The organism is Amycolatopsis sp. NPDC001319, assembly GCF_042896185.1.
In the GTDB taxonomy this organism is placed as follows: Bacteria; Actinomycetota; Actinomycetes; order Mycobacteriales; family Pseudonocardiaceae; genus Amycolatopsis.
Genome location: NZ_JBIAWY010000002.1, coordinates 1,073,321 through 1,097,311, shown reverse-complemented (window position 1 = coordinate 1,097,311; position 23,991 = coordinate 1,073,321). Strand labels below are relative to the sequence as shown.

Below are 23,991 nucleotides of genomic sequence, written 5' to 3'. Positions count from 1 at the left end.
CCTGGCTCCAGCACTACAACACTCAACGCCGCCACAGCGCACTCGGCGGGCATCCACCCACCAGTCGACTGCCACCAACCTGACGGCCGAATACACCTAGTGGCCCGCTGCAGCACGACGTGCGGGCCGCCGCGACGTAATGCGGGTCGTGCCACCAGAAGGCGGCGTTGGCGGGGTGGTCGGGGACCGGCGCGAGCCGCGGGTTGACCGCGGCCGTGGTCGGGACAGAGGTGAACGGCGCCAGCAGGTCGTCCACCGTGTGCTCGCGGCCGGCCACCAGGGTCCGGCGGACGTCGGCCGCGGCGGTGATGTCGGTGAGCGGGTCGGCGCCGAGGACGACGAGGTCGGCGTAGCAGCCGCGGGCGATGCGGCCCAGGGGTTCGCCCAGGACGTCGCCGGCGATGCTCGTGGCGGTGGTCAGCGCTTCGTACGGGGTGAAGCCGTACTTGACCATCGCGCGCAGGTTCATGTGCGTGCTCACGGCGGTGTGGTCGATGGGGGAGTCGGTGCCGGTGACGACCCGCCCGCCGCCGCGCAGGATCGCGGCGGCCTGGGCGACCTGGCGGCGCAGGTTGTCGAGCAGCGCGGTCTGGTCGGCGGATTTCGCGGCGGTGACGGAGTTCTGCAGCGAGGTGTACTCCCACGCCGGGTACAGCGTGCGCACGCGGCGGTCGGTCACGAGGCTGGTGTCGTCGCGGAACAGGGCGCTGGCCGCGAACAGCGTGGGCGTACGTGCGGCGCCGCGGCGGACGAAGGGCGCCACCACGTCGTCGTAGCCGGAGCCGAGCAGCGACACCGTGCGCGAGTAACCGAGGCGGTTGGTGGCGCCCATGTGTTCCATCCCGTCGCCGCCGAACGCGAGTGCCGGGTGGTGGTAGTGCGACGTCACGGGCAGCCGCCGCGCGTGGGCCCAGTCGATCACGCGCCGGTGCATCTCGGGGCTGAGCCGGACGTAGGCCTTCATCAGGTCGTAGTCGAGCTTCTCGGCGCGGTCGAGCTCGAGCTCCAGCTGGCGCTCGTCGAACGTCGGGCGCATGAAGTTGTAGTAGATGCGCGAACCGTCGATCGCCTCGCCGGTCGCGAAGTACCGCGGCCCGAGGCGCGCGCCGGACTGGATCGACTCGCGTTCCTCCACCATGTGGTACGCCGGGCTGCCGGGGGAGCGGGTCGTGGTGAAGCCGAGCGAAAGCCACAGCCGGCCCTGGCGGTCGCCGTAGCCGTAGCCCTGCATCTGGCGGTGGTTGTGCATGTCGATCATGCCGGGCACGACCACGCCGTCGCGCGCGTCGACGACCGTGCCGTCGAGCCTGCTGCCCGCGCGTTCCACGCTCGTGATCCGGCCGCCGTCCACCACGATGTCCACATCGGACCGCAGTGTGCGTGAGGTGCCGTCCCACATCCGGCCGGCGCGCACCACCACGCGGCCGCGGTTGCGGGCGTTGGTCCAGGTCAGGTTCGTCGGCACGGTGCGTGGCTTCCCACCGGACGCCGAGACGAGCCGCAGCCGGCCGTTGCTGAGGTACAGCACCGTGCGCGAGTCGCCGCTCCAGCTCGGCGCATCGGTGACCTCGTCGGTGATCTGCCGCGGTTTTCCGGCGAAGGTGCCGTCCGCGTGCACGTCCACGACGTAGAGCACGCTGGCCACCACGAACGCCATCCGCCGCCCGTCCGGGGACCACACCGGCCCGTCGTCACCGCGGGTCTGGATCGAGCGGTCCGGCATCGGGTCGACGTAGCGGCCCTCGCCCGTGGCGACGTTCACCAGCAGGATCTTGCTGAGCCCCTCGCGGTAGCGCGCGGAGAACGGCTTCACCGCGGCCAGCGCGATCACCCGGCCGTCGGCCGACCACGTCGGGCGCCCGGGCTCGAACGTCGCGGTGAAGATCTGCCGCACCGCGCCCGACGCGACGTCGACGGTGTGCAGCGCGCCGGTCTGGTCGAGGAACGCGATCTTCGTGCCGTCGGGAGACCAGGTGCCCGAGACCGCGGCGAGGTCGGGCAGGTTCGTCAGCTGCCGGTCCTGCCCGGTTTTCAGATCGCGGATCCACAGGTCGAGCGTGCCGCCGCGGTCGGTCGAGTACGCGAGCCGCGTGCCGTCGGGTGACCACGCGGGATCGCTCTTCCACCAGCCGTCGCCGGTCAACGGACGCGGTGGCCGGCCGAGCTCCATCACCTGGATGTCGTTGAGCGCCCGGAACGCGACACTGCGGCCGTCGGGCGAGAGCACCGGGCTGCCGATGCCGAGCACCGGATTCGCCTTGGCCGAGGTGAAGTCACGCGGCCGCGCGTGGACGGGCCCGCCGGCGACCGTGACCGGAGCGGTGAACGGCACGTCCGTCGCCGCGCCGCCGCCGAGGCTGCGGCGCCGCAGCGCGCCGTCGGCGGTGTAGAGGTACTCGTCGGCGCTCAGCCACGAGACGCGGAACGGGAAGACGTCCTCGCCGGTGAACAGCGGTTTCCCGCCCCGCACCAGCTCGGCGGCGCCGACCGCGACCGGCGGCACCCCGCCGGAGTAGCGCGCGTAGACGAGGTCGCGGCCGTCCGGTGTCCACATCGGACTGTGCAGCACGGTGCCCGGCTCGGTGGCGAACGTGCTGCGGGCGCCGCTCGCGACCGTGACGACGTCGATCCTCGTCCCGGCCGCCACGAACGCGAGCTTGCTCCCGTCCGGTGACCATGCCGGCTCGTACTCCTCGTCGGGCGTGTCGGTGACGAGCGTGGCCCGGCCCGACGCGACGTCCAGCACGTGGATCCCGTAGCTGCCCGGCGCGTCGGACGAGTAGGCGATTTTACTGCCGTCCGGCGAAAAAACGGGCTCGCGGTGGTCGAACGGCCCGCTCGTGAGCCGGCGCAGACCGGTGCCGTCGGCCCGGATCGTCCAGAGGTCGAAGCTGCCCTCGCGGTAGGACTGGAACACCAGCGCGGCGCTGTCCGGCGACCACGTCGGCATCGCGATGTCGAACAGATCGCCGGTCAGCCGCCGGGCCGGCCCGCCGTGCGCCGGCACGAGCCACAGGACGCCGAGCAGGTCGAGGGCGACCTGGCGACCGTCCGGGGAGACCTGAGCCGCGATGTTCGTGCCCTGGCGCAGCGCGAGCGGCTGACCCGCCCGGGGCTCGGCCGCCGCCCGTCCGGCGCTCGCGGTGCCGAGGCCCACGGCCCCGACCGCACCTGCCACACCGGTCAGGAATCCCCGCCTGTTGACCGTCACCGAGTCCCACCTCCACCTCGACGCAAGATCGAACCGGACCCTAGTACCGAAGTTGTGCCGTGAGTGAACCCTCGACCACGGAACGACACGAACAGAGCAGTCGTCTTGCCCGGACGGCCCTGGCGACCGGGCCGTCCGGGGTAGTGCCGGACATCGCGGTGGTCAGATCCCGGCCGCGCCGAACGCCGCGTGGAACTCGGCGAGCAGGTCGCTGTACTCCTCGATGTCGCGCGAGATGTTCGGCAGCGTCAGCACGGCTTCCTCGACACCTGCGGCACCCAGCTCGGCGACATCGCCGAGGATCTGCTCGATGCTGCCCTGGTACGGCGCGCGATCGGCCGTCTCGACGCGCACGAACTCGCCGCCCAGCGCGATGATCGCGATGCACCGGATCGCCTGCGGGCCGCGGCCGTGCTCCTCGGCCCGCTTGCGCAGGTCGGTCAGCGTCGAGGCGACCTGGGCGGGCGGCACCATGACCGGGAGCCAGCCGTCGGCGCGGCGGGCGATGCGCTCGAGCGGCTTGCGGGACCAGCCGCCGAGGAACACCGGGATCCGCTCGGCGGGTTTGGGGCCGGTTTCGGCCGGCCACAACGTGTAGCGCTCGTTCTCGAAGGACGCCGGGTCCGGGCCCCAGACCGCGTCGGCCACGTCGAGGAACTCCTCCAGGGCGGCGCCGCGCTCATCCATCGGCCGGGGCGCGGTGGCGGCGAACTCGTCCACGGACCAGCCGGTGCCGAGCCCCGCGATCACCCGCCCGCCGCTGATCGCGCCGATCGCCGCCAGCGAGTTCGCCAGCCGGTAGGGCATGTGCAGCGGCGGCAGCAGCACCGACGCGCCGATCCGGACCCGCGAGGTGACGGTCGCGGCCATCGTCATCGCCACGATCGGGTCGAGCACCTTGCGGTAGACGTCGGGCCACGCGCCGTCGCCGTACTCGGTGAGCCGGTGGATCCCCGTCTGATCCCGCGGGTAGAGCACCCGTTCGGCCACCCACACGCTGTCGTAGCCGAGCTCCTCGGCCTCGCGGGCGCCGCGGACCAGGTCGATGCGGGGGTCGAACTTCCAGTTCTGGGGCAGCGTCACGCCGAGCTTCATCCAGGTCTCCTTGCCGACCATCAATCATTGACTGTTAATCAATGATCAGCGTACGCCGAAACTGATTGAGAGCGAAACCAGCCGATCGCTACAGGCGGGCGAGGGCCTTCGCCACGTCGAGGGCGGGGTCCAGCTCGCGCGCGCCGCGCAGGGCGCCGGCGAGCAGGGCGCAGAACGCCTCCACCAGCGCGTCGAGGTCGAACGGGCGGTCGTCCCGCAGCCAATCGGCCGTCAGGCCTTCGGCGCCGTCGGCGAACGAGCGCAGCGCCGTGGCCACGGCGGGCCGATCCGGGTCGAGGCCGAGCAGCCCGGCAAGCACCCGCAGGTTCCGGCCGCGGAGGTCGGCGAACGCCTCGTCCCGGCCGACGGCGAGGACCAGGTTCAACGCCAGGTCGGGGTGCGCGGCGAGGAAGGTGACGAAGCCGCGAAAGCGGGCCCGGATCCGCTCGGGCACCGCGGCCGGCTGCTCGGCTTCCTCCGCCTCGCGCAGCTGCTCGTAGACCTCGGCCACCGCGGCGACGTATGCACCCTGCTTGCCCTGGAAATGGTGTGACACCAGCCCGTGGGCCACGCCGGCGGCGCGCGCGATGTCTCCGACGGTCACCTCGGCGTAGGGCCGCCGCGAGAACTCCGCCAGCGCGGCTTCGAGCAGCTTCTGCCGGGTCTGCTCGGCGGCGGCCTGGCGCGCGGTCGGCGGCTTCTCGGGAGTCACGGACCGTCACGGTACTGCAGGCGGCCGGCGGCGGCTTTCGTGGTCACCGCGGGTGCGAGAGAAAATGCGATTCCTTTTCGCGAAAAGAATCGCCGAGAATGGCGAAGATCAGGCTTCGGCGACGGCGAGACCGCTCACGCACAACCCGGCGGTGGCGAATCCGCTCACGACGTGACCGAGAATCCTGCGAAGGCGAAACATGGTCATTTCCTCCCTGTCGATCCCGGCCGGCCATTCGGCCCTTCTCGATCGACGCTAACAGGAAACGCGGGTCACGCCTCGCCCGAAAACGATCTTGCACGCTTTCGTGCCCCCGCCGCCCTTTCCGCTCACGCTCCGTCGTGGGCGAGTGCTTTCGCGGCCGCACCGCGCCGGAGGAGACCCCACGGTTTGAACACCGTCATCACATAGGAGAACAGCAGCAGACTCGGCGCCACGAACACCGGGTACAGCAGATCCGCCGGGCGCGCGGCGGTTTCACCGGCCATCAGCACCCGGGCGTAATCGGCGGCCGCGTCGATCCCCGGCCGCAGCGCGATCAGGATGAGCACCGCCATCAGCACGTTCACCGCCAGTTTCGCGGCCACCCACCAGTACCGGACCAGGCCGTACTTGCTGCCCAGGCCGAGCACGGCGCCGGTCGCGAGCGTGAGCAGGCATGCGGCGAACATGGGCCACACGGCGAAGAACTCCAGCGCCTGCAACGACGTCGCGGTCACGGCCGGGTCGTCGGTCAGCAGCGCCGTGCACGCGAGGATCCCCAGCGCGAGGTCGAGACCGAACCACGCCGCCCCGGACACGATGTGCCCGACCAGGTACCACTTCCGGGTGCTCGCGCCGAGCCGCCACCCCTGTCCGGTCGCCATGCCGCCTCCTCCGTCGATGGCCCGTGCTGTGCGTCCATCGTCGGGGGAAGGCGGGCGGACGTCGTCCGTCGAGCTGCGGTACTTCGGCGTACTACTGCGTGCGTACGCGGGTGCTGGTCACCGGTCCGGTGGGCTCACGCCGCCGGTGCCTCGATGTCGTCGTAGACGCGGACCGCGCTCAGCAGCCCGTCCGGGCCGCGGTCGAACACGCACACCCCGGCCTGCGGCGGCACGGCGTGCGGGCCCCAGCGCACGCAGTTGTACTCGAGGACGCAGCGCACGCCGTCGTCGGTGACCACGCACGGTTCCAGGTGGATCCCGCCGGCGGCGAACGTCGTCGTGAAGAACTCGCGCAGCGCGTCGGGACCGGTGTGCTGCGCGTGCGTGCCGATGGGTTCGCGCAGGTAGCCGGTGGGGGAGAAGGTGCCGACGATCGCGTCGGCGTCGCCCGCCGCCAGCGCCGCGAGGTAGTGCCCGACGACGTCGCCGAGCGGGGTGTCGGCCGACGCGAGGATCGGCGGCCGCAGGTGCCGGCGCCCGTCGACCGGCCACTGGCTGCAGTAGGTGCGGAAGACCACGGACCGCTCTTTGGCGGACTCGGCGACCACGGCCACCGGCCAGGCCACCTCCTGCCCGTCGCCGCCGAGCCGCGCCAGTAGCTCGACCACGGCACGCCCGCCGACGCGCGTGGTCGCGATCGTCTCCGCGCGGGCGTGCTGGTCGCGCAGCCAGACCTGGTTCACGTGCACGAAGTGCCGCAGTTCCTTGCGGCTGCGGATCTCCCCGGCCCGGGGGTCGAACACCGCGACCTCACCGGGCCAGATCGTCTCGAGCGTGCGCGCGTCGCCGTCGGTCAGCGCCGCGAAGAACTGCCCGACGGGATCTTCGTGCCCCTGGACACGGGTCTGCTTGCGCGCCAGCTCGGCGGCATTCACGAAGTCCGGGAACCACGGCATCTCGACCCACGCTCCTTCTCCCGAGCGGACACCCGGACCCCACCCTGCCCCGTCCGGCGCCGCGGCGACAGTCCCGGAAGGCTGACTTCACCCGGTGTATAACGCCCTACACGGCACGGCACGAGGCGCCCGTCCGGATCAGAGGCCGGTCAACCGCGTCAGACCGGCGAACCCGTCTTCGGTGCCGGGCCAGTGCGCGCGGACGGCGTCGATCCCGGCGCGGCGCACGACACTGCGCAGCACGAGGGTGACAACGATGGCGTCGTCCGCGTAGCCGAGCACCGGGATGAAGTCCGGGATCAGGTCGATCGGCAGCGCCAGGTAGACCAGCAGCAGACCCAGCCGCACCCGCACGCCGCGGGGAAGATTGCGGTCGCCGGCCAGGCGGTGGATCAGCCGCAGGACGTCGGGAAGCAGGCGCAGCGCCTCGCGCAGCAGGTCGCCGCGCGGGCGGACCACGGCGAGCACGACCACGAGGGCCAGCCACAACAGCAGCAGCCCACCGGCGAGCCCGATCACCAGGTCCCACCAGAACGAGCCGGTCACCGGCCGGGGCCGAGGTTTGTCGTCACGGCCCGATGCTACGGAAGGGCAGTTCAGGAACGTAGCTGCCGGTTCTTTATTCCGTACTGCGCCATCTTCCGGTAGATCGTCGCGCGGCCCATGCCGAGCTCGGCGGCCGCGCGGACGACGGTGGCGCCGGGCTGGGCGAGGCAGCGCACGATCTCGTCGCGTTCCATCGCCTGCAGGCGGCTGAGCCGGTGGCCCGTCGTCGTGAACACCTCCGGCGGGAGGTGGTGCGTGTCGACGGTGTCGGCGCGGGCGGCGGCCTCGGCGACGACGCGCCGGAGCTGCTTGGCGTTCTCGGGCCAGTCGTGGGTCGCCAGGGCGCGGGCGGCGGCCGGGGTGAACGAGACGGCGCGGCCGCGGGCGCGGTGGGCGAAGTGGTGGGCCAGCGGGAGGATGTCGTCGGGCCGCAGGCGCAGGGGCGGGAGCTCGACGACGGTGTCCACGAAGGACAGCAACGGCTTCGGGATCGCGGCGGAATCCGCTGCGGTCAGGACGAAACCGGCCGGGTGACCGGTGAACCGGGCGGCCAGCTCACCGGCGGCCCAGGCGGGCAGGGCGTCGACGCCGGAGACGATCACGCACGTGTCGGCCTTGCCGACCTCCGGGGCCCACATCGCGAGCCACGCGTCCACGTCGTCGGGCGCGGGCGGTCGCGCGTTGAGCACGCGCTCGCGCGGGTACAGCTCACGACGGGCCAGCGCGGCCAGCGCCGTCTTGCCGACGCCCGGCTCGCCGACCACGGCGACGGAGCGGCCGCGGCCCATCGTGTCCATCGCCTCCAGCAGCGCGTGCTGCCACGCGGCGGAAAGCTCCGGTGGGTCGATGCGATCGGCGTACACGCGGAAGACCTCGCCGCGCGGGGCGGGGCGCGGGCGCCGGCCCGAGGCCCGCGCGAGCATGAGCGAGGTGGTGTGCCCGGCGGCCGTCTGCGCCAGCGCGAGCAGCAGCCCCGACGACTGTTCGGACCACGTCGTGAGGTTCACGCTGCCGGCCAGCGCGCCCGTGATCGGGTCGAGCACGGGCACGGCGGCGCACGTGTAGCCGCGCAGGCTGGTGCAGTAGTGCTCGCCCGCGCGGACCAGCGACGGCGTGCGGTCGGCCAGCGCGAGGGCGAGGCCGTTGGTGCCGGCGTTGCTCTCCGCGTAGGAGAACCCCGGCGCGAGGTGCACCCGATCCAGTGACCGGGTCATCCCCGGGTCGCCGCACAGCCGGCTGAGCACCAGGCCTTCGCTGTCGGTGAGCATCAGGCTGATGGGTTCGTCGGCCAGCGTCGCGTGGAGGCCGCGCAGCACCTCGTTGCCGCACTCGAACAGCAGCGACCCCGTGTCGACCGTGGCCGTGAACACGGGTTTCACCTCGTCGTCGGGCACCCCGTAACGCGCGCTGCGCTGCCACGACGCCCGAAGCCTCGGCGTGGTGTCGCCGCGGGGCTCGAGCCCGTCACCGCGTGTCATGTCACCTCCCGGGAGACGCCGCACTGCGTCTCGGCCGATTGTGCGTCCGGCTTGGGTAAGGCTAGGAGACCCAGGGTAGCGCCGCCGCACTCTCGTGTCTCAAATCGAGACAGCAAGGCCCACCCCGACCGGCAATGATCGCCCTAAGTTCCGGTCTTGACGTGCCGATGTGGTCACGAATGCGGAGGAAAGCCCATGTACAGCAAGGACGGCGAGAAGTACTTCATCCTCGACGCGCACGTCGCGCTCTGGGACGCGCGGCCGGAGAACCAGCGCAACATCCACGGCAAACAGTTCATCGACTGCTTCTACGACTACCACCGCAACCTCAGCCCCGAGTCCGAGGTGTGGCCGTACGAGGACTACCTCTACTACGGCGGCGAGAAGCTGATGAAGGACCTGTTCACCGATGGGTACGTGGATCACGCCATCTTCCAGCCCGCGGCCCTGCCCGCCTTCTACAACAACAACTTCGGGCAGACCGACGAGGCGTTCGCGCTGGCGCAGAAGCACCCCGACAAGCTCACCTACAACCACTGCTGGGACCCGCGCTACGGCGAGGACGGCCTCAAGCAGCTGCGGGAGGACGCCAAGCGCTTCAACCTCAAGGGCGCCAAGCTGTACACGGCCGAGTGGTTCGGCGACTCGCGCGGCTGGAAGCTCGACGACAAGTGGAGCTACCGCTACCTGGAGGCCGCGCAGGAGCTGGGGATCAAGAACATCCACATCCACAAGGGCCCGACCATCCGGCCCCTGGACCGCGACGCGTTCGACGTCGCCGACGTGGACAAGGTCGCCACCGACTTCACCGACCTCAACTTCGTGATCGAGCACTGCGGCCTGCCCCGGCTGGAGGACTTCTGCTGGATCGCCACGCAGGAGCCCAACGTGCACGCCGGCCTGGCCGTCGCGATGCCGTTCATCCACACGCGACCGCGCTACTTCGCGCAGATCGTCGGCGAGCTGCTCTACTGGCTCGACGAGAACCGCATCCAGTTCTCCAGCGACTACGCGATCTGGACGCCGAAGTGGCTCGTCGAGAAGTTCGTGGACTTCCAGATCCCCGAGGACATGACGGAGTACGCGCCGCTGACCACGGACATCAAGAAGAAGATCCTGGGCCTCAACGCCGCGGCCATGTACGACATCCCGGTGCCCGAGGAGCTGCAGGTGAAGAACCCGCCGGCGGACGCGAAGGCCGAAGCGGCGGCGGTTGCCTGATGCCCGATCTCGAAGAGCTGGCGCGCAGTGCGCTCGACTCGGTCTACGACCCGGAGCTGGACGAACCCATCACCGATCTGGGGTTCGTGCGGTCCGTGGCCGCGACCGGGGACGAGCTCACCGTGCACCTGCGGCTGCCGACCTCGTTCTGCTCGCCCAATTTCGCGTACCTCATGGCTTCGGACGCGAAGGACGTGCTGACCGCCCTGCCGGGCGAGCGGCGCGTGGTGGTGCAGCTCGACGACCACCACGACTCCGACCTGATCAACCGCGGTCTCGCCGCCGACGCCGGGTACCTCGGCACGTTCGGCTCCGAGGCCGAGAAGGACCTCGACGAGCTGCGGCTCACCTTCCGCCGCAAGGCGCACACGGCCGCCATGGAGCGGGCGCTGACGGGCCTGCTGCGCGCGGACAAGGACCTGAAGGAAGAGGACCTGCACGACGTCACGCTCGGCGGCCTGCCCGCGGGCCGCACGACCGACGCGCTGCTGCGGCGGCGGGCGGCGCTCGGCCTGAGCGTCGAACCGGGTGAACCGGTGCTCGTCGACGAGCACGGCGAGCCCTACCCGCGCGAGGAAGTGCCGCTGCGGCTGCGGTTCGCCCGGTCGATCCGGATCTCGATCGACGGCAACGCGCACTTCTGCCGCGGCCTGCTCCGCACGCGTTACCCCGGGTCGGAGACCGACCAGACGGCCCGGCCGCACGACCCGTCCGTTTCGGCTGTCGCCGGTGAGGAGGCACGAGCTTCGTGAAGGCTGTCCAGGTCGTCGGGTACGACGAGAAGCTGCGCATGACCGACGTTCCCGAACCCGAGGTGACCGGGCCGCACGACGTGCTCGTGCGCATCGGCGGGGCGGGCGTCTGCCGCACCGACCTCCACATTCTCGAGGGGCAGTGGGCGGAGAAGTCCGGTGTCACGCTGCCTTACACGATCGGGCACGAGAACGCGGGCTGGGTGCAGGCCGTGGGCTCCGCCGTCACGAACGTGGCCGAGGGCGACAAGGTGATCGTGCACCCGCTGATCACGTGCGGGCTGTGCCCGGCGTGCCGGCGCGGCGACGACGTGCACTGCGAGAACAGCCAGTTCCCCGGCATCGACACCGCCGGCGGCTACGCGCAGGTGCTCAAGACGTCGGCGCGCAGCGTGGTCAAGCTCGACGACTCGCTGGAGCCCGCGGACGTCGCGGCGCTGGCCGACGCCGGCCTGACCGCGTACCACGCGGCGGCGAAGGCGTCGCGTCGTCTTCACCCGGGCGACAAGTGCGTGGTGATCGGCGCGGGCGGGCTCGGGCACATCGGCATCCAGGTGCTCAAGGCGATGACCGCGGCCGAGCTGATCGTGGTCGACCGCAACGCCGACGCGGTGAAGCTGGCCGAGTCGATCGGCGCGGACCACGGCGTGGTCGCCGACGGCAACCACGTGGCGGCCGTGCAGGAGCTGACCGGCGGCCACGGCGCGGAGGTCGTGGTCGACTTCGTCGGCGAAGGCGGCGCGACGCGCGACGGCGTGGCGATGCTGCGCCGCGCGGGCGACTACCACGTGGTGGGCTACGGCGAGAACATCAACATCCCGACGATCGACGTGATCTCCACCGAGATCAACTTCATCGGGAACCTCGTCGGCTCCTACACCGACCTGTGCGAGCTGATGGTGCTGGCCGCGCAGGACAAGGTGAAGCTGCACACCACGAAGTACTCGCTCGACAACTTCCAGCAGGCCCTCGACGACCTCGACGGCGGCCGCATCCGCGGGCGGGCGATCCTGGTCCCGTGAGCGCGGCCGTCCACAGCGGACGCGCCCGCGGCGGCGCTAGGCTGCTGAGGGCACGAAGGAGGAACAGATGATCTTCATCACCGTGAAGTGGCAGATCAAGCCGGAGTACGCCGACCGGTGGCCGGAGCTCTCGCGGGAGTTCACCGAGGCCACGCGAGCCGAACCGGGCAACAAGTGGTTCGACTGGTCGCGCAGCCTCGACAACCCGAACGAGTACGTCCTCGTGGAGGCCTTCGCCGACGACGCGGCCGCGGCGCACGTCAACGCGGACCACTTCAAGAAGGCGCAGGCCGACTTCCCGCAGTACCTGCAGAAGACCCCGGACATCATCAACACCACCCTCGACCAGGACACCTGGTCGGAGCTGGGCGAGATGAAGGTCGACTGAGGCACCCGCACACGGCGACGGCGGTGCACCCCTGATCGGGTGCGCCGCCGTTTTCGTGCGCGGCCGTCGTAGGCAGGACGGGTGCGCGTCTCGGTGCTCGACACCTCCCCGATCGTGGCGGGGTCCACGGCGGCCGAGGCCCTGCGCCGCACCGTGGACCTCGCGGTGCTCGCCGACGGGCTCGGGTACCACCGCTACTGGGTGCCGGAGCACCACGGCATGCGCGGCGTCGCCGGTTCGGCGCCGGCGGTGGTCGTGGGCCGGCTCGCGGCCGCGACGAGCCGGATCCGCGTGGGCGCCGGCGGGGTGCTGCTGCCGAACCACGCGCCGATCGTGGTGGCCGAGCAGTTCGGGACGCCGGCGGCATTTCACCCGGGCCGCATCGACCTCGGGCTCGGACGGGCGCTCGGCGGTCCCCGCGCGGCCGCCGACGCGGTACGCAGTGACCGCGAGCGTGCGGCGAAAAGCTTTGCGGAGCAAGTGAAAGAGCTGCTGGGCTACTTCGCCGGCGAGGGATCCGTTCGCGCGGTCCCCGCGATCGGCAACACGCCGGAGGTCTGGGTGCTCGGGTCGAGCGTGGCCGGGGCGCGGGTGGCCGGCGGGCTCGGGCTGCCCTACGCGTTCGCCCACCACCTCAACGCCCGCGACGCGTTCGAAGCACTGCTCGCGTACCGCGAGATCACCGTGCGCCCGACGCTGCTGAGCGTGGCCGTGATCGCCGCGGACACCGACGAGCGCGCGCAGTGGCTCGCGGGACCCGAGCGGCTGAAGATCCTCAGCCGGCACCACGGCCGCCGGATCCTGTTGCCGGACCCGGAAACGGCCGCCGCGCACCCGTACACCGACGCCGACCGCGCGGAGCTCGAGGCGCGGTGCGGCCACCTCGTGGTGGGCTCACCGTCGACCGTGCGGGAGCGGCTGCAGGGCCTGGTCGACCGGACGGGCCCGCACGAGCTGATGATCACCACGCCCGGGTACGACCACGCGGACCGGCGGCGCTCGTACGAGCTCGTCGCCGACGTCGTGGACCGCCTGCGGCCGGCGCACCGCGACTGAGTCCACTGTGGTCAGACCGGCCGTCGCCGGTGGGCCGTCTCGGAGGGCAGCTCGCCGTAGCGCGCGCGGTACTCCTGCGCGAACCGGCTCAGGTGCGTGAACCCGCAGGAGTGCGCGATCTCGGCCACCGTCCGGTCGGCGCCGAGCAGTGCCCGGTGCGCCCGGCCGAGCCGGATGTCGCGCAGCACAGCGGTCGGTGTGGTGCCGAGCCGGCGGCGGAAGTGCGCCTGCAGCTGGCGCGGCCCGAGGCCGCTCGCGCGGGCGAGGTCGGCGACGGTCACCGGTTCGGCGTGGTGCTCCTCCAGCCACGCGCGGGCCCGCTCGACCACGTCGGCCGGCTCGTCGGCGGGACCGTCGAGCAGCTCGGCCGACGACGTGTGCGGCAGGCCGAGCAGGACCGCGGTGAGCAGCTGGTCCTCCAGCGCCCGCAGCACGGCCGGCCCGAGCGGCGCGCGGGCGTCGGCGAGGGCGAGGCAGGCGGCGCGCCACGCGGAGTCGAGCAGCGCGGCCGGTCCCGCCGCCGGGGCGTTCGGCGGCAGGAACCGCAGCGCGGTGCCCGGCGGGCGGCCCAGCAGGGTGCCGAGGTGCTCCTCGACCCGGGACATCCGCGTGGACAGCACCAGGGCGCCGGCGTGCGGGTCGGGACGCATGACCGTGTCCGCGTCGCCGGCGAGGGCGAAGCCGGACGTGAGCACTTCGCCGGCGACCTCGGGCGCGGAGACCCACATCGGGCCCAGCGGCACGGTGAGCGCGAACCGGTTGCGGGTGGGGAAGGCGTCCACGGTGACCTGGGCGCCGTAGCGGACCACGACCAGGTTCAGCGCGCCGAGCCCCGCCACGGCGACGGTGCCGTCCGGGCGGCCGCGGCGCGGCTCGATCTCGTGCACGACCGTCACGTCCTGCACGCGATCGCGCAGGTCGGTGAGCCGGGTGGAACGCAGGGACGGCGCGAGCAGCGTGCCGTCTCCGGAGCTCGGCGGGAACCCGGTCACCGGCGGCTCCCCTCTCGCGTCCCGTCAGCCGGCAGGGGCCCGGATTCCGCGGGCCTCGAGGCGCGGCAGCACTTCCTGGGCAAAGTAGCCGAGCTCGCCCGCGTAGTCCACGAAAGACAGCGTCATCCCGGCGAACCCGGCTTCGTCGAACGCGGCGATCCCGTCGGCGACCTCGTCGGGCGTGCCGATCAGCGGGCAGCTGCCGTGACCGGCGGCGAACCGCGCGCGGAAGGTCTCCAGCATCTCCGGCGTGAACGACTGCGCGTGCAGGCCCTGCAGCCGCATGAGGTTGTCGACGGCGGCCCAGTCGGCCTGCTCGTCGGCGTAGTAGCGCAGGTACTCCTCGGCTTCGGCGCGCGTCGGGCGGCAGACGACGTGACCGAGGGTGAACACGCCGACCTGGCGCCCGTGCTCGCGTTCGGCCTCGGCGCGGACGGATCGCACGATCCCGGCGCCGTCCTCCGGCCCGCCGACGATGGTGAACGCGACGTCCGCGTTGCGCGCCGCGAAGCCGCGGCCCTGCTTCGACGAGCCGGCGTTGAGCACCGGCAGCGGCCCGTCGTGCGGCTTCGGCATCCCCTCGACGCCCTCGAGCCTGAAGAACCGGCCTTCGTGGTCGAACCGGCCGTTCTCGGTCCAGATCCGGCGGACGACATCCCACCACTCCTGCGCCAGCGCGTAGCGGGCGTCGTGCTCGGCCGGCAGGTCCGCGCCCAGCGCGCGGTACTCGGGCTCGTTCCAGCCGGCGACGATGTTGATCCCCGCGCGGCCGGACCCGACGAGGTCGGCGGTGGCGAGCTGCTTGGCGACGACCACGGGGTGGTTGAACGCGGTGTGCACGGTGGTGAACACCGTGATCCGCTTGGTGCGGGCGAGCAGCGCCGCCGCGAGCGTGGTCGGGTCGAGCACACCCTCGTGGAAGTTGGTCTCGCCGCCGTAGCCGATCCAGCGCGCGATGGGCAGCAGGAAGTCGATCCCGACCTCGTCGGCCAGCCCGGCCAGGCGCAGGTTGTCCTCCCAGCTGCCCGACCAGCGCTTGGGGATCTTGGTCACGGCCAGCCCGGACGAGCAGTTGGCCGAGAACAGCCCCAGCTTGAACCCTTTGCCGTCGGCGACGGGTTTGACCATGTCCCCTCCTCGGGGTGTGGTGCCGATGTGGTGTGCGGAAGTCTCATCCCGCCGCCGGCCCGCGGCCATCCGGAACGCGAGGGCGATGGCCGGATCGCGCGGCCTCGCCATAGCGTAGTTGTGACGGTCGGCACAGGTGCTATACGCTCGCGGGCGGTCACCGTGGACCCGTTCGCAGGAGGTACGGAATGTACGTCGCGCTTTTCTGGGGCAAGGTCAAGCCGGAGTGGCAGAACGACGAGTACGCCACGATCGGAGCACGCATGTTCGAGCGGGCTTGCGCGATGCCGGGATTCGTCGCCCTGCACAAGCTCGCCGTGCCGGACGGGCGGGAGCTGGCCATCGCGTACTTCGAGACCGAAGAGCACATGCGCGCCTGGTACGACGACCCCGAGCACCGGGCCGTGGAAGCGCTGGGCCACCGCGAAATCCTCGACGACTACACGATCGAGATCCTCCAGCTGACCCGCTCGTACACCAAGGCGACGTCGACTTTCGCGGCCACCGAGGAAGATCACCGCGCCGCCGACGAACTCGTGGACGGACTGCGCGCGAAAGCCTAGCCGCGGCCCGCCTCGCGGGACAGCCGCCGGTGGACCCGGCCGAGCTCAAGAGCGTGATCAAGACCGGGGTGAAGCACGGGCTGCACTTCCAGCGGGGCGAAGTCCACAACGGACTGTGGTGCTGCTCGGTGGCCCTCGAACCCACCCCGGCCGACGAACGGCTCGCCCTCGCGGCGATCTGCCTGACCGAACCGGACGCCGGGCGGGAAAGACGAATCCATCGCGCGCTTCGGCGAGAGGCGTTCACCACGATCGTCGCGCTCACCACGGGCGGGTGAGGCAGACTCGGGACGCCGCTCGGAGAGGAGTGTCATGAGCGTGACCACGGGAGCGCCCGGCGTCGATGGCAGGCTGTTCCGCGAGGCTATGGCGGGCATGTGCGCACCGGTGTCCATCGTGGCGACGCTGCACGACGGGGTGCCGCACGGCACGACGGTCAGCGCGTTCGCGGCGCTGTCGGCCGATCCGCCGCTGGTCAGCGTCGCACTGGACACCGGTTCGCGGCTGCCGGCCCGCGTGCGGCGTCCGGGCCGGCTCGGGATCAACGTGCTCACGCGCGAGCACGCCGGCCTCGCCCTGGCCTTCGCGGGCAAGGGCGACGACGAGTTCGCCGGCGTCGGGTGGCCCCTGGAAGGCGGGCTGCCCGGCGCGGGCCGGCCGGCCCGCACCGTGGCCGAGCTCGTGCGCGGTGGCGACCACGTCGTCGCGTTCGCGCAGGTCACGTCGGCGGTGCCGCGGCCGGACGAGCCGCTGACCGACCACAACCGGGCGTTCGGAACGCACCTGCCAAAGCAGGTCGCACGGGAGGAGAAGGCGTGAAGGTCGTCATCAGTGCGGAGCTCCGGCCGACGGTGGTCGAAGCCGGGGAGCTGACCTCGCTGTCGGTCGAGCGAGCCGAGGGGGTCACCGAAGCCGGCGTCGACGCGGCGTTGCGCGGGGCCGCAGCCGGCACCGCGGCCGACGGGCACGCGTGGCTGTCGGTGGCGTGGCTGCGGGGTGCAGGGCCGGATGACGATCCACAGTGGACGCAGGCGTTCGGCAAGATGATCGCCTACGCTGCGAGCAAGGGCTGGACCGATCCGCGGCAGGAGTCGGTGCGGGCCCACCTGGCGTGACGAAGGGGAAGCGGATGCCGGACGCGATCGTGATCGGCAGTGGCGTCAACGGCCTGGTCGCGGCGGCCGAGCTGGCCGGCGCCGGCTGGTCGGTGACGCTCGTGGAGCGCAACGACCGGCTCGGCGGGTTCATCGCGAGCGAGGAACGCACGCTGCCGGGCTACGTGCACGACACGTTCTCCTCCTGGCACCCGCTGTTCGTCTCGGGCGGGGCCTACGCGGCGCTGGGGGAGGAGCTGCACCGGCACGGGCTGGTCTACCGCAACGCCGACGGCCCGCTCGTCGCGAGCATCGGCGACGACGGTCACGCCGTGGTCGCGCACCGCGATCCCGAACAGACCGCGGCCGGGTTCGCGCACGCCGAGGACCGCGTGCGGTACCTGAAGGCGTTGCAGGACTTCCTGGACCACGCCGGCCCGGTCGGCGGGCTGATGGGCTCGGAGCTGCGCTCGCCTCTGCTGTTCAAGCACGCCGGCGGGCTCGCCCGTGGCCTCGGCCGCGCGGGCACCGAACGCTGGCTGCGTGACTTCGTGAGCAGCGGCCGTTCGTGGTGCGCGCGGGAGTTCACCGGCTCCGAGGTCGACCACCTGTGGATCCCGTGGCTCCTGCACGCGGGTCTCGCGCCCGACCAGGCTTCGGGCGGTTTCCTCGTGCCCGTGCTGGCCGCCACCATGCACGGGTTCGGCCTGCCCGTGGTCGAGGGCGGGGCCGGGCGGTTCGTCGAGGCGTTCCGCTCGCTGCTCGAAGCCCGGGGCGTGGAGATCCGCACAGGTGCGCCGGTCGAGCGCATCCTCGTCGAGGGCGGACGCGCGGTCGGAGTCGTGGCCGGCGGCGAGACGCTGCGGGCCACACGGGCGGTCGTCGCGTCGGTGACGCCGACGGCGCTGTACGGCGAGCTGCTGCCCGCCGGATCCGTGCCCGAGCAGGTCACCGACGAGGCCCGGCAGTTCCGTTTCGGCCGCGCGGAGCTGCAGATCCACGTCGCTCTCTCCGCGCCGCTGGACTGGCGTGACGAGCGGCTGCGCGAGATCCCGCTCGTCCACGTCTCCGACGGCTCCGCCAGCACCGGCATCGCCTGCGCCCAGGCGGAAGCCGGCCTGCTGCCGGACCGCCCGACGATCGTGGTCGGCCAGCAGTACCTGCTCGACCCGTCGCGCGTGCCCGCGGGCGCGGGCGCGTTGTGGCTGCAGCTGCAGGAAACGCCGTTCGCCCCGGTCGGCGACGCGGCGGGCGAGCTCGACGTCACCGGCGGCTGGACGCCCCGGCTCGCCACCGCCTACGCCGACCGCGTGCTGGACCGGATCGCGCGGCACGCGCCCGGGCTGCGGGAGAAAGTGCTGGCCGTGGATGTGATCACCCCGCCCGATCTCGAAGCGGCGAACGTCAACGCCGTCGCCGGCGATCCGTACGGCGGCGCCGCCGAAGTCGACCAGAGCTTCCTCTGGCGCCCGCTGCCCAGCGCCGCCCACCACCGCACTCCGGTGCCGGGCCTGTGGCACATCGGCGCGTCGACGCACCCGGGCGCCGGCCTCGGCGGCGGCTCCGGCCACCTCGTCGCCCAGAGCCTCACGAACCCGTCGCGCGCGGAGACGGCGAAGGCCACGCTGACGTCGTGGCTCAGGGGCTCGCGCTCCTGAACAGTGGCCCGTGACGACGGGTGCGACGGCCGGGAAACCGACCTGGCATCAGCGATCACGGCGGCAGGCGGGGAGGCGGCATGGCGGGCAGTGAACCCTCCGGGACCGCGCCCGCGAAGGCGGTGCTGCGCCGCGCGCGGGCGATCCTGCGGTCGTTCGACGCGAGCTCGTCCGCGCTCGGGATCAGCGAGCTCGCCCGCCGCAGCGGCCTGCCGAAGGCGACGGTGCACCGGCTCGTGCAGGAGCTCGTCGAATGCGAGCTGCTGGAACGCGACGGGCACCGCTACCGCCTCGGGACATGGCTCTACGAACTCGGCCAGCGCGCGCCCGCACACCGTTCGCTGCGTGTGGTCGCCGCGCCGTTCCTCGACGATCTGGCGCACGTCACGCAGGAGACCGTGCTGCTGGTCGTGCCCGGCCGGGGCGGGATGCTGTTCACCGAGAAGTACGTCGGCAGCCGGGGCCGAGGCCGCGTCGTCACGCAGCTCGACGGCCGCGTTCCCCCGCACTCGGCGGCTTCGGGCAAGGCGATTCTCGCGTTCGGGCCGCCCGAGCGCGTCGACGAACTCTGTGCCACGACCGGTCCCGAAACGCAGCCGCCGCTCGACGAGCCCCGGTTGCGGGCCGAGCTCGCCGAGATCCGCCGCCGCGGCTACGCCGTGTCGCACATCGAGCCGGCTCCGGGCTACGGCGCCATCGCGGCCCCGGTCTGGTCCGACGCGACGGTGGTCGCGGCGCTGAGCATCGTGGCCCCGGGCGACCGGCTGGACATCGGCCGGTTCTCCGCGGCGCTGCGGCTCGCCTGCACCGCCCTGACCCGCCGGCTCCGCGGCGCCCAGGCACAAGCGTTCCGCTGACTGGACCGTTGCCCTTCTGCCTGCCGTGGCGCCGGAGCACCATGGCCGCTCCCCATCGGGACGCGGGCCGTCCCGGCACCCGAGGAGGACCAATGGCGGACTCTCTTCACCCACGGCGGCAGTCGATGCGCCGCGTCGTGCTGGCGGGCCTGGTCGGCAATGCCCTGGAGTGGTACGACTTCTTCCTCTACGGCACCGCCGCCGCGATCGTGTTCAACAAGCTCTTCTTCCCGGCGGTGGACCCGATCGCCGGCACGATCGCCGCGTTCGGCACCTACGCGCTCGGCTTCGCCGCGCGGCCCATCGGCGGCATCGTCTTCGGCCACTTCGGCGACCGCATCGGCCGGCGCGCGATGCTCGTGACGACATTGACGTTGATGGGCCTCACGACGGCGCTGGTCGGCGTGCTGCCGACGTACCAGCAGATCGGCCTGTGGGCCCCGATCCTGCTGACCGTGCTGCGGATCGTCCAGGGCATCGCGGTCGGCGGCGAGTGGGGTGGCGGTGTGCTGCTGATCAGCGAGAACGCCGATCCGAAACGGCGCGGCATGCAGAGCGCGCTGGGCCAGAGCGGCGTCAGCATCGGGTTCGTGCTCAGCGCCGCGGTGTTCGCGCTGCTGAGCGGGACCACGAGCGCGGAGGCGTTCCAGTCGTGGGGCTGGCGGATCCCGTTCCTCGTCGGGGTCGTGCTCATGGTCGTCGGGCTGGTGATCCGGATGAACGTGCTGGAGACGCAGTCGTTCGCCCGGGTTCAGCGGCGCCACGAGACCGAGCGGTTCCCCGTGCTCGCCGCGATCCGCAAGCACCCGCGCGCCGTCGTGGTGTCCTTCGGCGCCCGCCTCGCGGAGAACGGCGGCAGCTACATCTTCCTGGTCTTCGTGCTCACCTACGCGGGCCAGATCGGCATTCCGCAGTGGGTGACGCTGGTCGGGGTGATCCTCGGCGAACTGCTCGAAGCGATCGCGATGCCGTTGTGGGGAGCCCTGACCGACCGGGTGGGCCGCCGTCCGGTGTACCTCGGCGGCGCGATCGCGATGATCGTGTGGGCCGCCCCGTTCTTCGCGCTGCTGCACACCCGGGAGACCTGGCTGGTGTGGCTGGCCATCGTGGTGGCCAACGCCGCGTGCCACGGCGCGATGATCGGCGCGCAGGCGAGCTTCTTCAGCGAGCTGTTCGGGAGCGGCGTGCGCTACAGCGGGGTCGCGCTCGGCCACGAGCTCGCGTCGGTCCTCGCCGGCGGCCTGTCGCCGCTCATCGCGACGGTGCTCCTCGCGTGGAGCGGTTCGTGGTGGCCGGTCGCCGCCTACCTCGGGTTGCTGGGGCTGCTGACGGTCGCCGCGCTCGCGTGGGCGCCGGAAACGCGGGCCCGCGACCTGGACGCCATCGGGCAACCCGAGCCCGCGCGGTCGAGTGAGCTCGCCCGATGACCGCCGCCGTCGTCGCCGCGTACGAACACCCCTACACCCGCCACGCGGGTCCGGGGACGACCACCGAGCAGGTGCTCACCGCCGCGTTCCACGGGGTCCTGCGCGAAGCCGCTCTGCAGCCGGACGATGTCGACGGGCTCGGCGTCGCCAGCTTCACCCTCGCGCCCGACCACGCGATCGACCTGGCGTGGCGGCTCGGGCTGCGGCTGCGCTGGCTCATGGAAGACCCGCACGGCGGCGCGAGCGGGCTCAACCTCCTGCAGCACGCGGTGCGGGCGGTCGAGGCAGGGGATGCCCGGACGGTGGTCCTGGTCGCGGGCGACCACCTCGACCGCGCGGCGTTCCGCGCACTGGTCGCGAACTACAACCGCGCCACCGCGGAAACCCTGACGCCCCTGGGCCTTTCGGGGCCGAACGCGCTGTTCGCCATGCTCACCCAGCGGCACATGCGGGCCACGGGCCTGACGGAGAAGGACTACGCGCAGGTGCCGATCTCGCAGCGGTCGTGGGCCGGCCGCAACCCCGGCGCCGTCTACCGCGCGCCGCTCGGGCTCGACGAGTACCTGGCGGCGCCCGTCGTCGCTCCGCCGCTGCGCCGCTACGACTGCGTGCCGGTGGTTACGGGCGCCGACGCCGTGGTCGTCACCGCCGCCGGACGGGGCGCCCGGGCCGAGGTGCGCGCGTTCGGGGCGAGCCACAACCACGACGGACAGCAGGGCGACGGGCTGCACACCGGCCACCACCTGATCGCCGACCGGCTGTGGGCGGTCGCGGGGCTCGGGCCGGCCGACGTCGGCCTCGCCTGCGTCTACGACGACTACCCGGTGATGGCCCTGGCGCAGCTGCAGGACCTCGGGCTCGCACCCGATCCGGGCCGGCTGCTGCACGAGCGGCTCGCCGTCGACCACTGGCCGCTGAACCCGTCGGGCGGCCAGCTCTCGGCCGGACAGGCGGGAGCCGCCGCCGGGCTGCACGGGCTCGTCGAGGCCGTGCGGCAGCTGCTCGGCCGTGCGGGCGAGCGGCAGGTGCCAGCCCGGCACGCGCTCGTGACCGGCTACGGGATGGTCCTGCACCGCTACGGCGCCTGCGCCAACGCCACGATCCTGGAGGGGAAACGATGACGGAAACGCCGACCGCACGGGTCGAGCAGGTGACCGAGGCGAACGGCGTCCGGGTGGCGACGTTGCGCACCAGCGCCGGGGCCGTGGTCGTCGGCCGGCTCGAGGGCGAAGAGGAACCGGGTGCCGAGGTCCGCGTGACGGCGGCACCACAAGGCCCCGGCACGGCGTGGGTGCCGGCGGCCCACCGGCTGCCGGACCGCTCGGAGTCGCTGCGGGCGCTGTGGCCCGGCGCGTGCACCGTGCCGAAGCTGCTGACCCGGCAGGCCGAGCTGTACGGGGACCGGCCGCTGGTCGTCTGCGGCGAGGTCACGTGGACCTACCGGGACACCGCGGACCGCGCCGCGCGGGCGGCGGGGATGCTCCAGCGCCGCGGGGTCGTGGCCGGGGACCGGGTCGCGCTGCTGTGCGGGAACCGGTTGGAGCTGCTGGAAATCGTGCTCGGCTGCGCGTGGCTCGGGGCGATCGCCGTACCGCTGAACACCGCCCTGCGAGGCGCGGGCCTGCGGCACACGCTGGCCGACTCCGGCGCGCGCGTGCTCGTCGCCGAGCCGCACCTCGTCACCGCGCTGGAGCATCTCGACGTACCCGAGACGCTGGCGCAGGTCTGGGTGCTCGACGGCCCGGACCACCCCGCGCTCGCCGACGCCGTGCCGCCGGTCGACGCCGCGCCCGGCGACACGCTGGCCATTCTGTACACCTCCGGCACCACGGGCCTGCCCAAGGGCGTGTGCTGCCCGCACGCCCAGTTCTTCTGGTTCGGCGTCGGGGTCGGCGAATGCCTGGAGCTCGGCGCGGACGACGTGCTCTACACGTGCCTGCCGCTGTTCCACATCAACGCGCTCACCGCGTTCTTCCAGGCCCTGCTGACCGGGGCGCGGATCGTGTTCGGCGCGAAGTTCTCCGTGTCGCGCTACTGGGCCGAGGCGGCCGCGTGCGGGGCGACGGTGACCTACGTCCTCGGCGCCATGGTGCAGATGCTCCTGGCCGCCCCCGAGTCCGAAGTGGACAGCCGGCACCGGGTGCGGATCGCCCTGGCACCGGCGACCCCGCCCGTGTCCCACGAGCGGTTCCACGCGCGTTTCGGCGTGCGGCTGATCGAGGGCTACGCGTCGACCGAGACCAACATGATGGTCGGCGCCCACGTGTCGGCCCAGCGGCCGGGCTGGATGGGCGTGGTGCTGCCGGACTACGAGGCGCGCGTGGTCGACGCCGCCGGGCTCGACGTCCCCGACGGCGAGGCGGGGGAGCTGCTGTGCCGCTCACGCCTGCCGTACGCCTTCGCCACCGGCTACTTCGGCAACCCCGCCGCGACCGCCGCGTCCTGGCACGACCTCTGGTTCCACACGGGCGACCGCGTGGTGCGCGACGGCACCGGCTGGCTGCGGTTCGTCGACCGCGTGAAGGACAGCGTCCGCCGCCGGGGCGAGAACATCTCGTCGCTGGAGGTCGAGCAGGTCCTGGGCGAACACCCCGCCGTCGCGGCCGTCGCGGTGTTCGCCGTGCCGTCGGAGCTGGCCGAGGACGAGGTGATGGCCGCGGTCGTCACCCGCGCGGAGGTGACGCCGCTGCAGCTCGTCCAGTGGTGCGAACCACGGCTGTCGTACTTCGCGATCCCGCGGTACGTCGACCTCGTGGACTCGCTGCCCCTGACCGAGAACGGCAAGGTGCGCAAATCCGCCCTGCGCACCCGCGGAGTCACCGACGGCACGTGGGACCGCGAGGCGGCGGGTTACCGGCTCCGGCGATGAACCGCGCGTCTCCTCCGGAGGTATGAGGTGGCCGCCGAGGTTCGTTCGCGCGGTCGATCTTCGCCGGGCCCGATTGCGGGAGTCTCGACGCATCGGCACA

Annotated in this window: 23 protein-coding genes and 1 pseudogene; 15 read left to right on the top strand and 9 right to left on the bottom strand. The window is 72.4% G+C overall.

What is annotated here, in order from left to right:
* The coding region (locus ACFY1H_RS10355; RefSeq protein WP_386945928.1) for an integrase core domain-containing protein at positions 1 to 83 on the top strand (83 nt) is incomplete at its 5' end.
* 194 nt (positions 84 to 277) lie between these two features.
* Here the strand turns inward: ACFY1H_RS10355 and ACFY1H_RS10350 are convergent.
* The 7 genes and pseudogenes from ACFY1H_RS10350 to ACFY1H_RS10320 all read right to left on the bottom strand — a co-directional run.
* Positions 278 to 1,399 (bottom strand): annotated as a pseudogene (locus ACFY1H_RS10350) (amidohydrolase family protein); the annotation flags it as partial.
* A gap of 1,974 nt (positions 1,400 to 3,373) precedes the next feature.
* Positions 3,374 to 4,306, bottom strand: coding sequence for a TIGR03619 family F420-dependent LLM class oxidoreductase (locus ACFY1H_RS10345; RefSeq protein WP_366587130.1), 933 nt, complete (start codon positions 4,304 to 4,306; stop codon positions 3,374 to 3,376).
* 88 nt (positions 4,307 to 4,394) lie between these two features.
* Entirely contained in the window at positions 4,395 to 5,018 is a 624-nt protein-coding gene (locus ACFY1H_RS10340) for a TetR/AcrR family transcriptional regulator (protein ID WP_386945926.1), read from the bottom strand.
* Positions 5,019 to 5,347: 329 nt separating this feature from the next.
* The gene (locus tag ACFY1H_RS10335; protein ID WP_386945924.1) at positions 5,348 to 5,884 is read right to left on the bottom strand and encodes a hypothetical protein; all 537 of its coding nucleotides are present in this window, start codon (positions 5,882 to 5,884) and stop codon (positions 5,348 to 5,350) included.
* A 134-nt stretch (positions 5,885 to 6,018) separates the two neighbouring features.
* Complete coding sequence (locus ACFY1H_RS10330; RefSeq protein WP_366587124.1) at positions 6,019 to 6,840, bottom strand: nuclear transport factor 2 family protein; 822 nt, start codon at positions 6,838 to 6,840, stop codon at positions 6,019 to 6,021.
* A 138-nt stretch (positions 6,841 to 6,978) separates the two neighbouring features.
* The gene (locus ACFY1H_RS10325; RefSeq protein WP_366587122.1) at positions 6,979 to 7,386 is read right to left on the bottom strand and encodes a YkvA family protein; all 408 of its coding nucleotides are present in this window, start codon (positions 7,384 to 7,386) and stop codon (positions 6,979 to 6,981) included.
* A 50-nt stretch (positions 7,387 to 7,436) separates the two neighbouring features.
* Positions 7,437 to 8,864: a helix-turn-helix domain-containing protein gene (locus ACFY1H_RS10320; RefSeq protein ID WP_386945922.1), complete on the bottom strand. Its 1,428-nt coding sequence runs from the start codon at positions 8,862 to 8,864 to the stop codon at positions 7,437 to 7,439.
* Between the two features lie 195 nt (positions 8,865 to 9,059).
* Here ACFY1H_RS10320 and ACFY1H_RS10315 point away from each other — a divergent pair, with 195 nt between their 5' ends.
* The 5 genes from ACFY1H_RS10315 (at position 9,060) to ACFY1H_RS10295 (ending at position 13,303) form a co-directional block, all read left to right on the top strand.
* Positions 9,060 to 10,085: an amidohydrolase family protein gene (locus tag ACFY1H_RS10315; protein ID WP_366587118.1), complete on the top strand. Its 1,026-nt coding sequence runs from the start codon at positions 9,060 to 9,062 to the stop codon at positions 10,083 to 10,085.
* Positions 10,085 to 10,837 (top strand): iron-sulfur cluster assembly protein, encoded by a 753-nt coding sequence (locus ACFY1H_RS10310; RefSeq protein WP_366587116.1) that lies wholly within the window; start codon positions 10,085 to 10,087, stop codon positions 10,835 to 10,837. Before ACFY1H_RS10315 ends, ACFY1H_RS10310 begins: the two co-directional genes overlap by 1 nt.
* Positions 10,834 to 11,859: an NAD(P)-dependent alcohol dehydrogenase gene (locus tag ACFY1H_RS10305; protein ID WP_366587114.1), complete on the top strand. Its 1,026-nt coding sequence runs from the start codon at positions 10,834 to 10,836 to the stop codon at positions 11,857 to 11,859. Before ACFY1H_RS10310 ends, ACFY1H_RS10305 begins: the two co-directional genes overlap by 4 nt.
* Positions 11,860 to 11,926: 67 nt before the next feature.
* Complete coding sequence (locus ACFY1H_RS10300; protein ID WP_366587111.1) at positions 11,927 to 12,247, top strand: putative quinol monooxygenase; 321 nt, start codon at positions 11,927 to 11,929, stop codon at positions 12,245 to 12,247.
* Positions 12,248 to 12,328: 81 nt separating this feature from the next.
* A complete protein-coding gene (locus ACFY1H_RS10295; protein WP_386945919.1) occupies positions 12,329 to 13,303 on the top strand; it encodes an LLM class flavin-dependent oxidoreductase in 975 nt (324 codons plus the stop codon).
* 11 nt (positions 13,304 to 13,314) lie between these two features.
* Here ACFY1H_RS10295 and ACFY1H_RS10290 read toward each other — a convergent pair whose 3' ends face one another.
* Entirely contained in the window at positions 13,315 to 14,295 is a 981-nt protein-coding gene (locus ACFY1H_RS10290) for an AraC family transcriptional regulator (RefSeq protein WP_386945917.1), read from the bottom strand.
* 24 nt (positions 14,296 to 14,319) lie between these two features.
* The gene (locus ACFY1H_RS10285) at positions 14,320 to 15,423 is read right to left on the bottom strand and encodes an LLM class flavin-dependent oxidoreductase (protein ID WP_386945915.1); all 1,104 of its coding nucleotides are present in this window, start codon (positions 15,421 to 15,423) and stop codon (positions 14,320 to 14,322) included.
* Positions 15,424 to 15,611: 188 nt separating this feature from the next.
* Between ACFY1H_RS10285 and ACFY1H_RS10280 the strand changes: the two genes are divergently transcribed.
* The 9 genes from ACFY1H_RS10280 to ACFY1H_RS10240 all read left to right on the top strand — a co-directional run bounded on the left by ACFY1H_RS10280 (position 15,612) and on the right by ACFY1H_RS10240 (position 23,891).
* Positions 15,612 to 15,986, top strand: a complete 375-nt coding sequence (locus tag ACFY1H_RS10280; protein ID WP_366587101.1) for a hypothetical protein — start codon at positions 15,612 to 15,614, stop codon at positions 15,984 to 15,986.
* Between the two features lie 29 nt (positions 15,987 to 16,015).
* The gene (locus tag ACFY1H_RS10275) at positions 16,016 to 16,264 is read left to right on the top strand and encodes a hypothetical protein (RefSeq protein WP_386945913.1); all 249 of its coding nucleotides are present in this window, start codon (positions 16,016 to 16,018) and stop codon (positions 16,262 to 16,264) included.
* Positions 16,265 to 16,298: 34 nt separating this feature from the next.
* Entirely contained in the window at positions 16,299 to 16,805 is a 507-nt protein-coding gene (locus ACFY1H_RS10270) for a flavin reductase family protein (protein WP_386945911.1), read from the top strand.
* A complete protein-coding gene (locus tag ACFY1H_RS10265) occupies positions 16,802 to 17,101 on the top strand; it encodes a hypothetical protein (protein ID WP_386945910.1) in 300 nt (99 codons plus the stop codon). The genes ACFY1H_RS10270 and ACFY1H_RS10265 overlap by 4 nt, the downstream gene beginning before the upstream one ends.
* A 14-nt stretch (positions 17,102 to 17,115) precedes the next feature.
* Positions 17,116 to 18,738: a phytoene desaturase family protein gene (locus ACFY1H_RS10260; protein WP_386945909.1), complete on the top strand. Its 1,623-nt coding sequence runs from the start codon at positions 17,116 to 17,118 to the stop codon at positions 18,736 to 18,738.
* An 80-nt stretch (positions 18,739 to 18,818) separates the two neighbouring features.
* Positions 18,819 to 19,595 (top strand): IclR family transcriptional regulator, encoded by a 777-nt coding sequence (locus tag ACFY1H_RS10255; protein WP_386945907.1) that lies wholly within the window; start codon positions 18,819 to 18,821, stop codon positions 19,593 to 19,595.
* 92 nt (positions 19,596 to 19,687) lie between these two features.
* Entirely contained in the window at positions 19,688 to 21,022 is a 1,335-nt protein-coding gene (locus tag ACFY1H_RS10250; protein ID WP_386945906.1) for an MFS transporter, read from the top strand.
* Positions 21,019 to 22,143 carry a thiolase family protein gene (locus tag ACFY1H_RS10245; RefSeq protein ID WP_386945904.1) on the top strand — a complete coding sequence of 375 codons (1,125 nt, stop codon included), beginning with the start codon at positions 21,019 to 21,021 and terminating at the stop codon, positions 22,141 to 22,143. The genes ACFY1H_RS10250 and ACFY1H_RS10245 overlap by 4 nt, the downstream gene beginning before the upstream one ends.
* A complete protein-coding gene (locus ACFY1H_RS10240) occupies positions 22,140 to 23,891 on the top strand; it encodes an ATP-dependent acyl-CoA ligase (RefSeq protein ID WP_386945903.1) in 1,752 nt (583 codons plus the stop codon). The genes ACFY1H_RS10245 and ACFY1H_RS10240 overlap by 4 nt, the downstream gene beginning before the upstream one ends.
* Positions 23,892 to 23,991 lie beyond the last annotated feature (100 nt).

Bases quoted from the DNA above. Each gene is read 5' to 3' on its own strand.
- ACFY1H_RS10345 (WP_366587130.1), bottom strand. From the start codon at position 4,306: ATGAAGCTCGGCGTGACGCTGCCCCAGAACTGGAAGTTCGACCCCCGC.
- ACFY1H_RS10335 (WP_386945924.1), bottom strand. From the start codon at position 5,884: ATGGCGACCGGACAGGGGTGGCGGCTCGGCGCGAGCACCCGGAAGTGG.
- ACFY1H_RS10330 (WP_366587124.1), bottom strand. From the start codon at position 6,840: ATGCCGTGGTTCCCGGACTTCGTGAATGCCGCCGAGCTGGCGCGCAAG.
- ACFY1H_RS10320 (WP_386945922.1), bottom strand. From the start codon at position 8,864: ATGACACGCGGTGACGGGCTCGAGCCCCGCGGCGACACCACGCCGAGG.
- ACFY1H_RS10315 (WP_366587118.1), top strand. From the start codon at position 9,060: ATGTACAGCAAGGACGGCGAGAAGTACTTCATCCTCGACGCGCACGTC.
- ACFY1H_RS10310 (WP_366587116.1), top strand. From the start codon at position 10,085: ATGCCCGATCTCGAAGAGCTGGCGCGCAGTGCGCTCGACTCGGTCTAC.
- ACFY1H_RS10300 (WP_366587111.1), top strand. From the start codon at position 11,927: ATGATCTTCATCACCGTGAAGTGGCAGATCAAGCCGGAGTACGCCGAC.
- ACFY1H_RS10285 (WP_386945915.1), bottom strand. From the start codon at position 15,423: ATGGTCAAACCCGTCGCCGACGGCAAAGGGTTCAAGCTGGGGCTGTTC.
- ACFY1H_RS10280 (WP_366587101.1), top strand. From the start codon at position 15,612: ATGTACGTCGCGCTTTTCTGGGGCAAGGTCAAGCCGGAGTGGCAGAAC.
- ACFY1H_RS10270 (WP_386945911.1), top strand. From the start codon at position 16,299: ATGAGCGTGACCACGGGAGCGCCCGGCGTCGATGGCAGGCTGTTCCGC.
- ACFY1H_RS10260 (WP_386945909.1), top strand. From the start codon at position 17,116: ATGCCGGACGCGATCGTGATCGGCAGTGGCGTCAACGGCCTGGTCGCG.
- ACFY1H_RS10255 (WP_386945907.1), top strand. From the start codon at position 18,819: ATGGCGGGCAGTGAACCCTCCGGGACCGCGCCCGCGAAGGCGGTGCTG.
- ACFY1H_RS10250 (WP_386945906.1), top strand. From the start codon at position 19,688: ATGGCGGACTCTCTTCACCCACGGCGGCAGTCGATGCGCCGCGTCGTG.
- ACFY1H_RS10245 (WP_386945904.1), top strand. From the start codon at position 21,019: ATGACCGCCGCCGTCGTCGCCGCGTACGAACACCCCTACACCCGCCAC.
- ACFY1H_RS10240 (WP_386945903.1), top strand. From the start codon at position 22,140: ATGACGGAAACGCCGACCGCACGGGTCGAGCAGGTGACCGAGGCGAAC.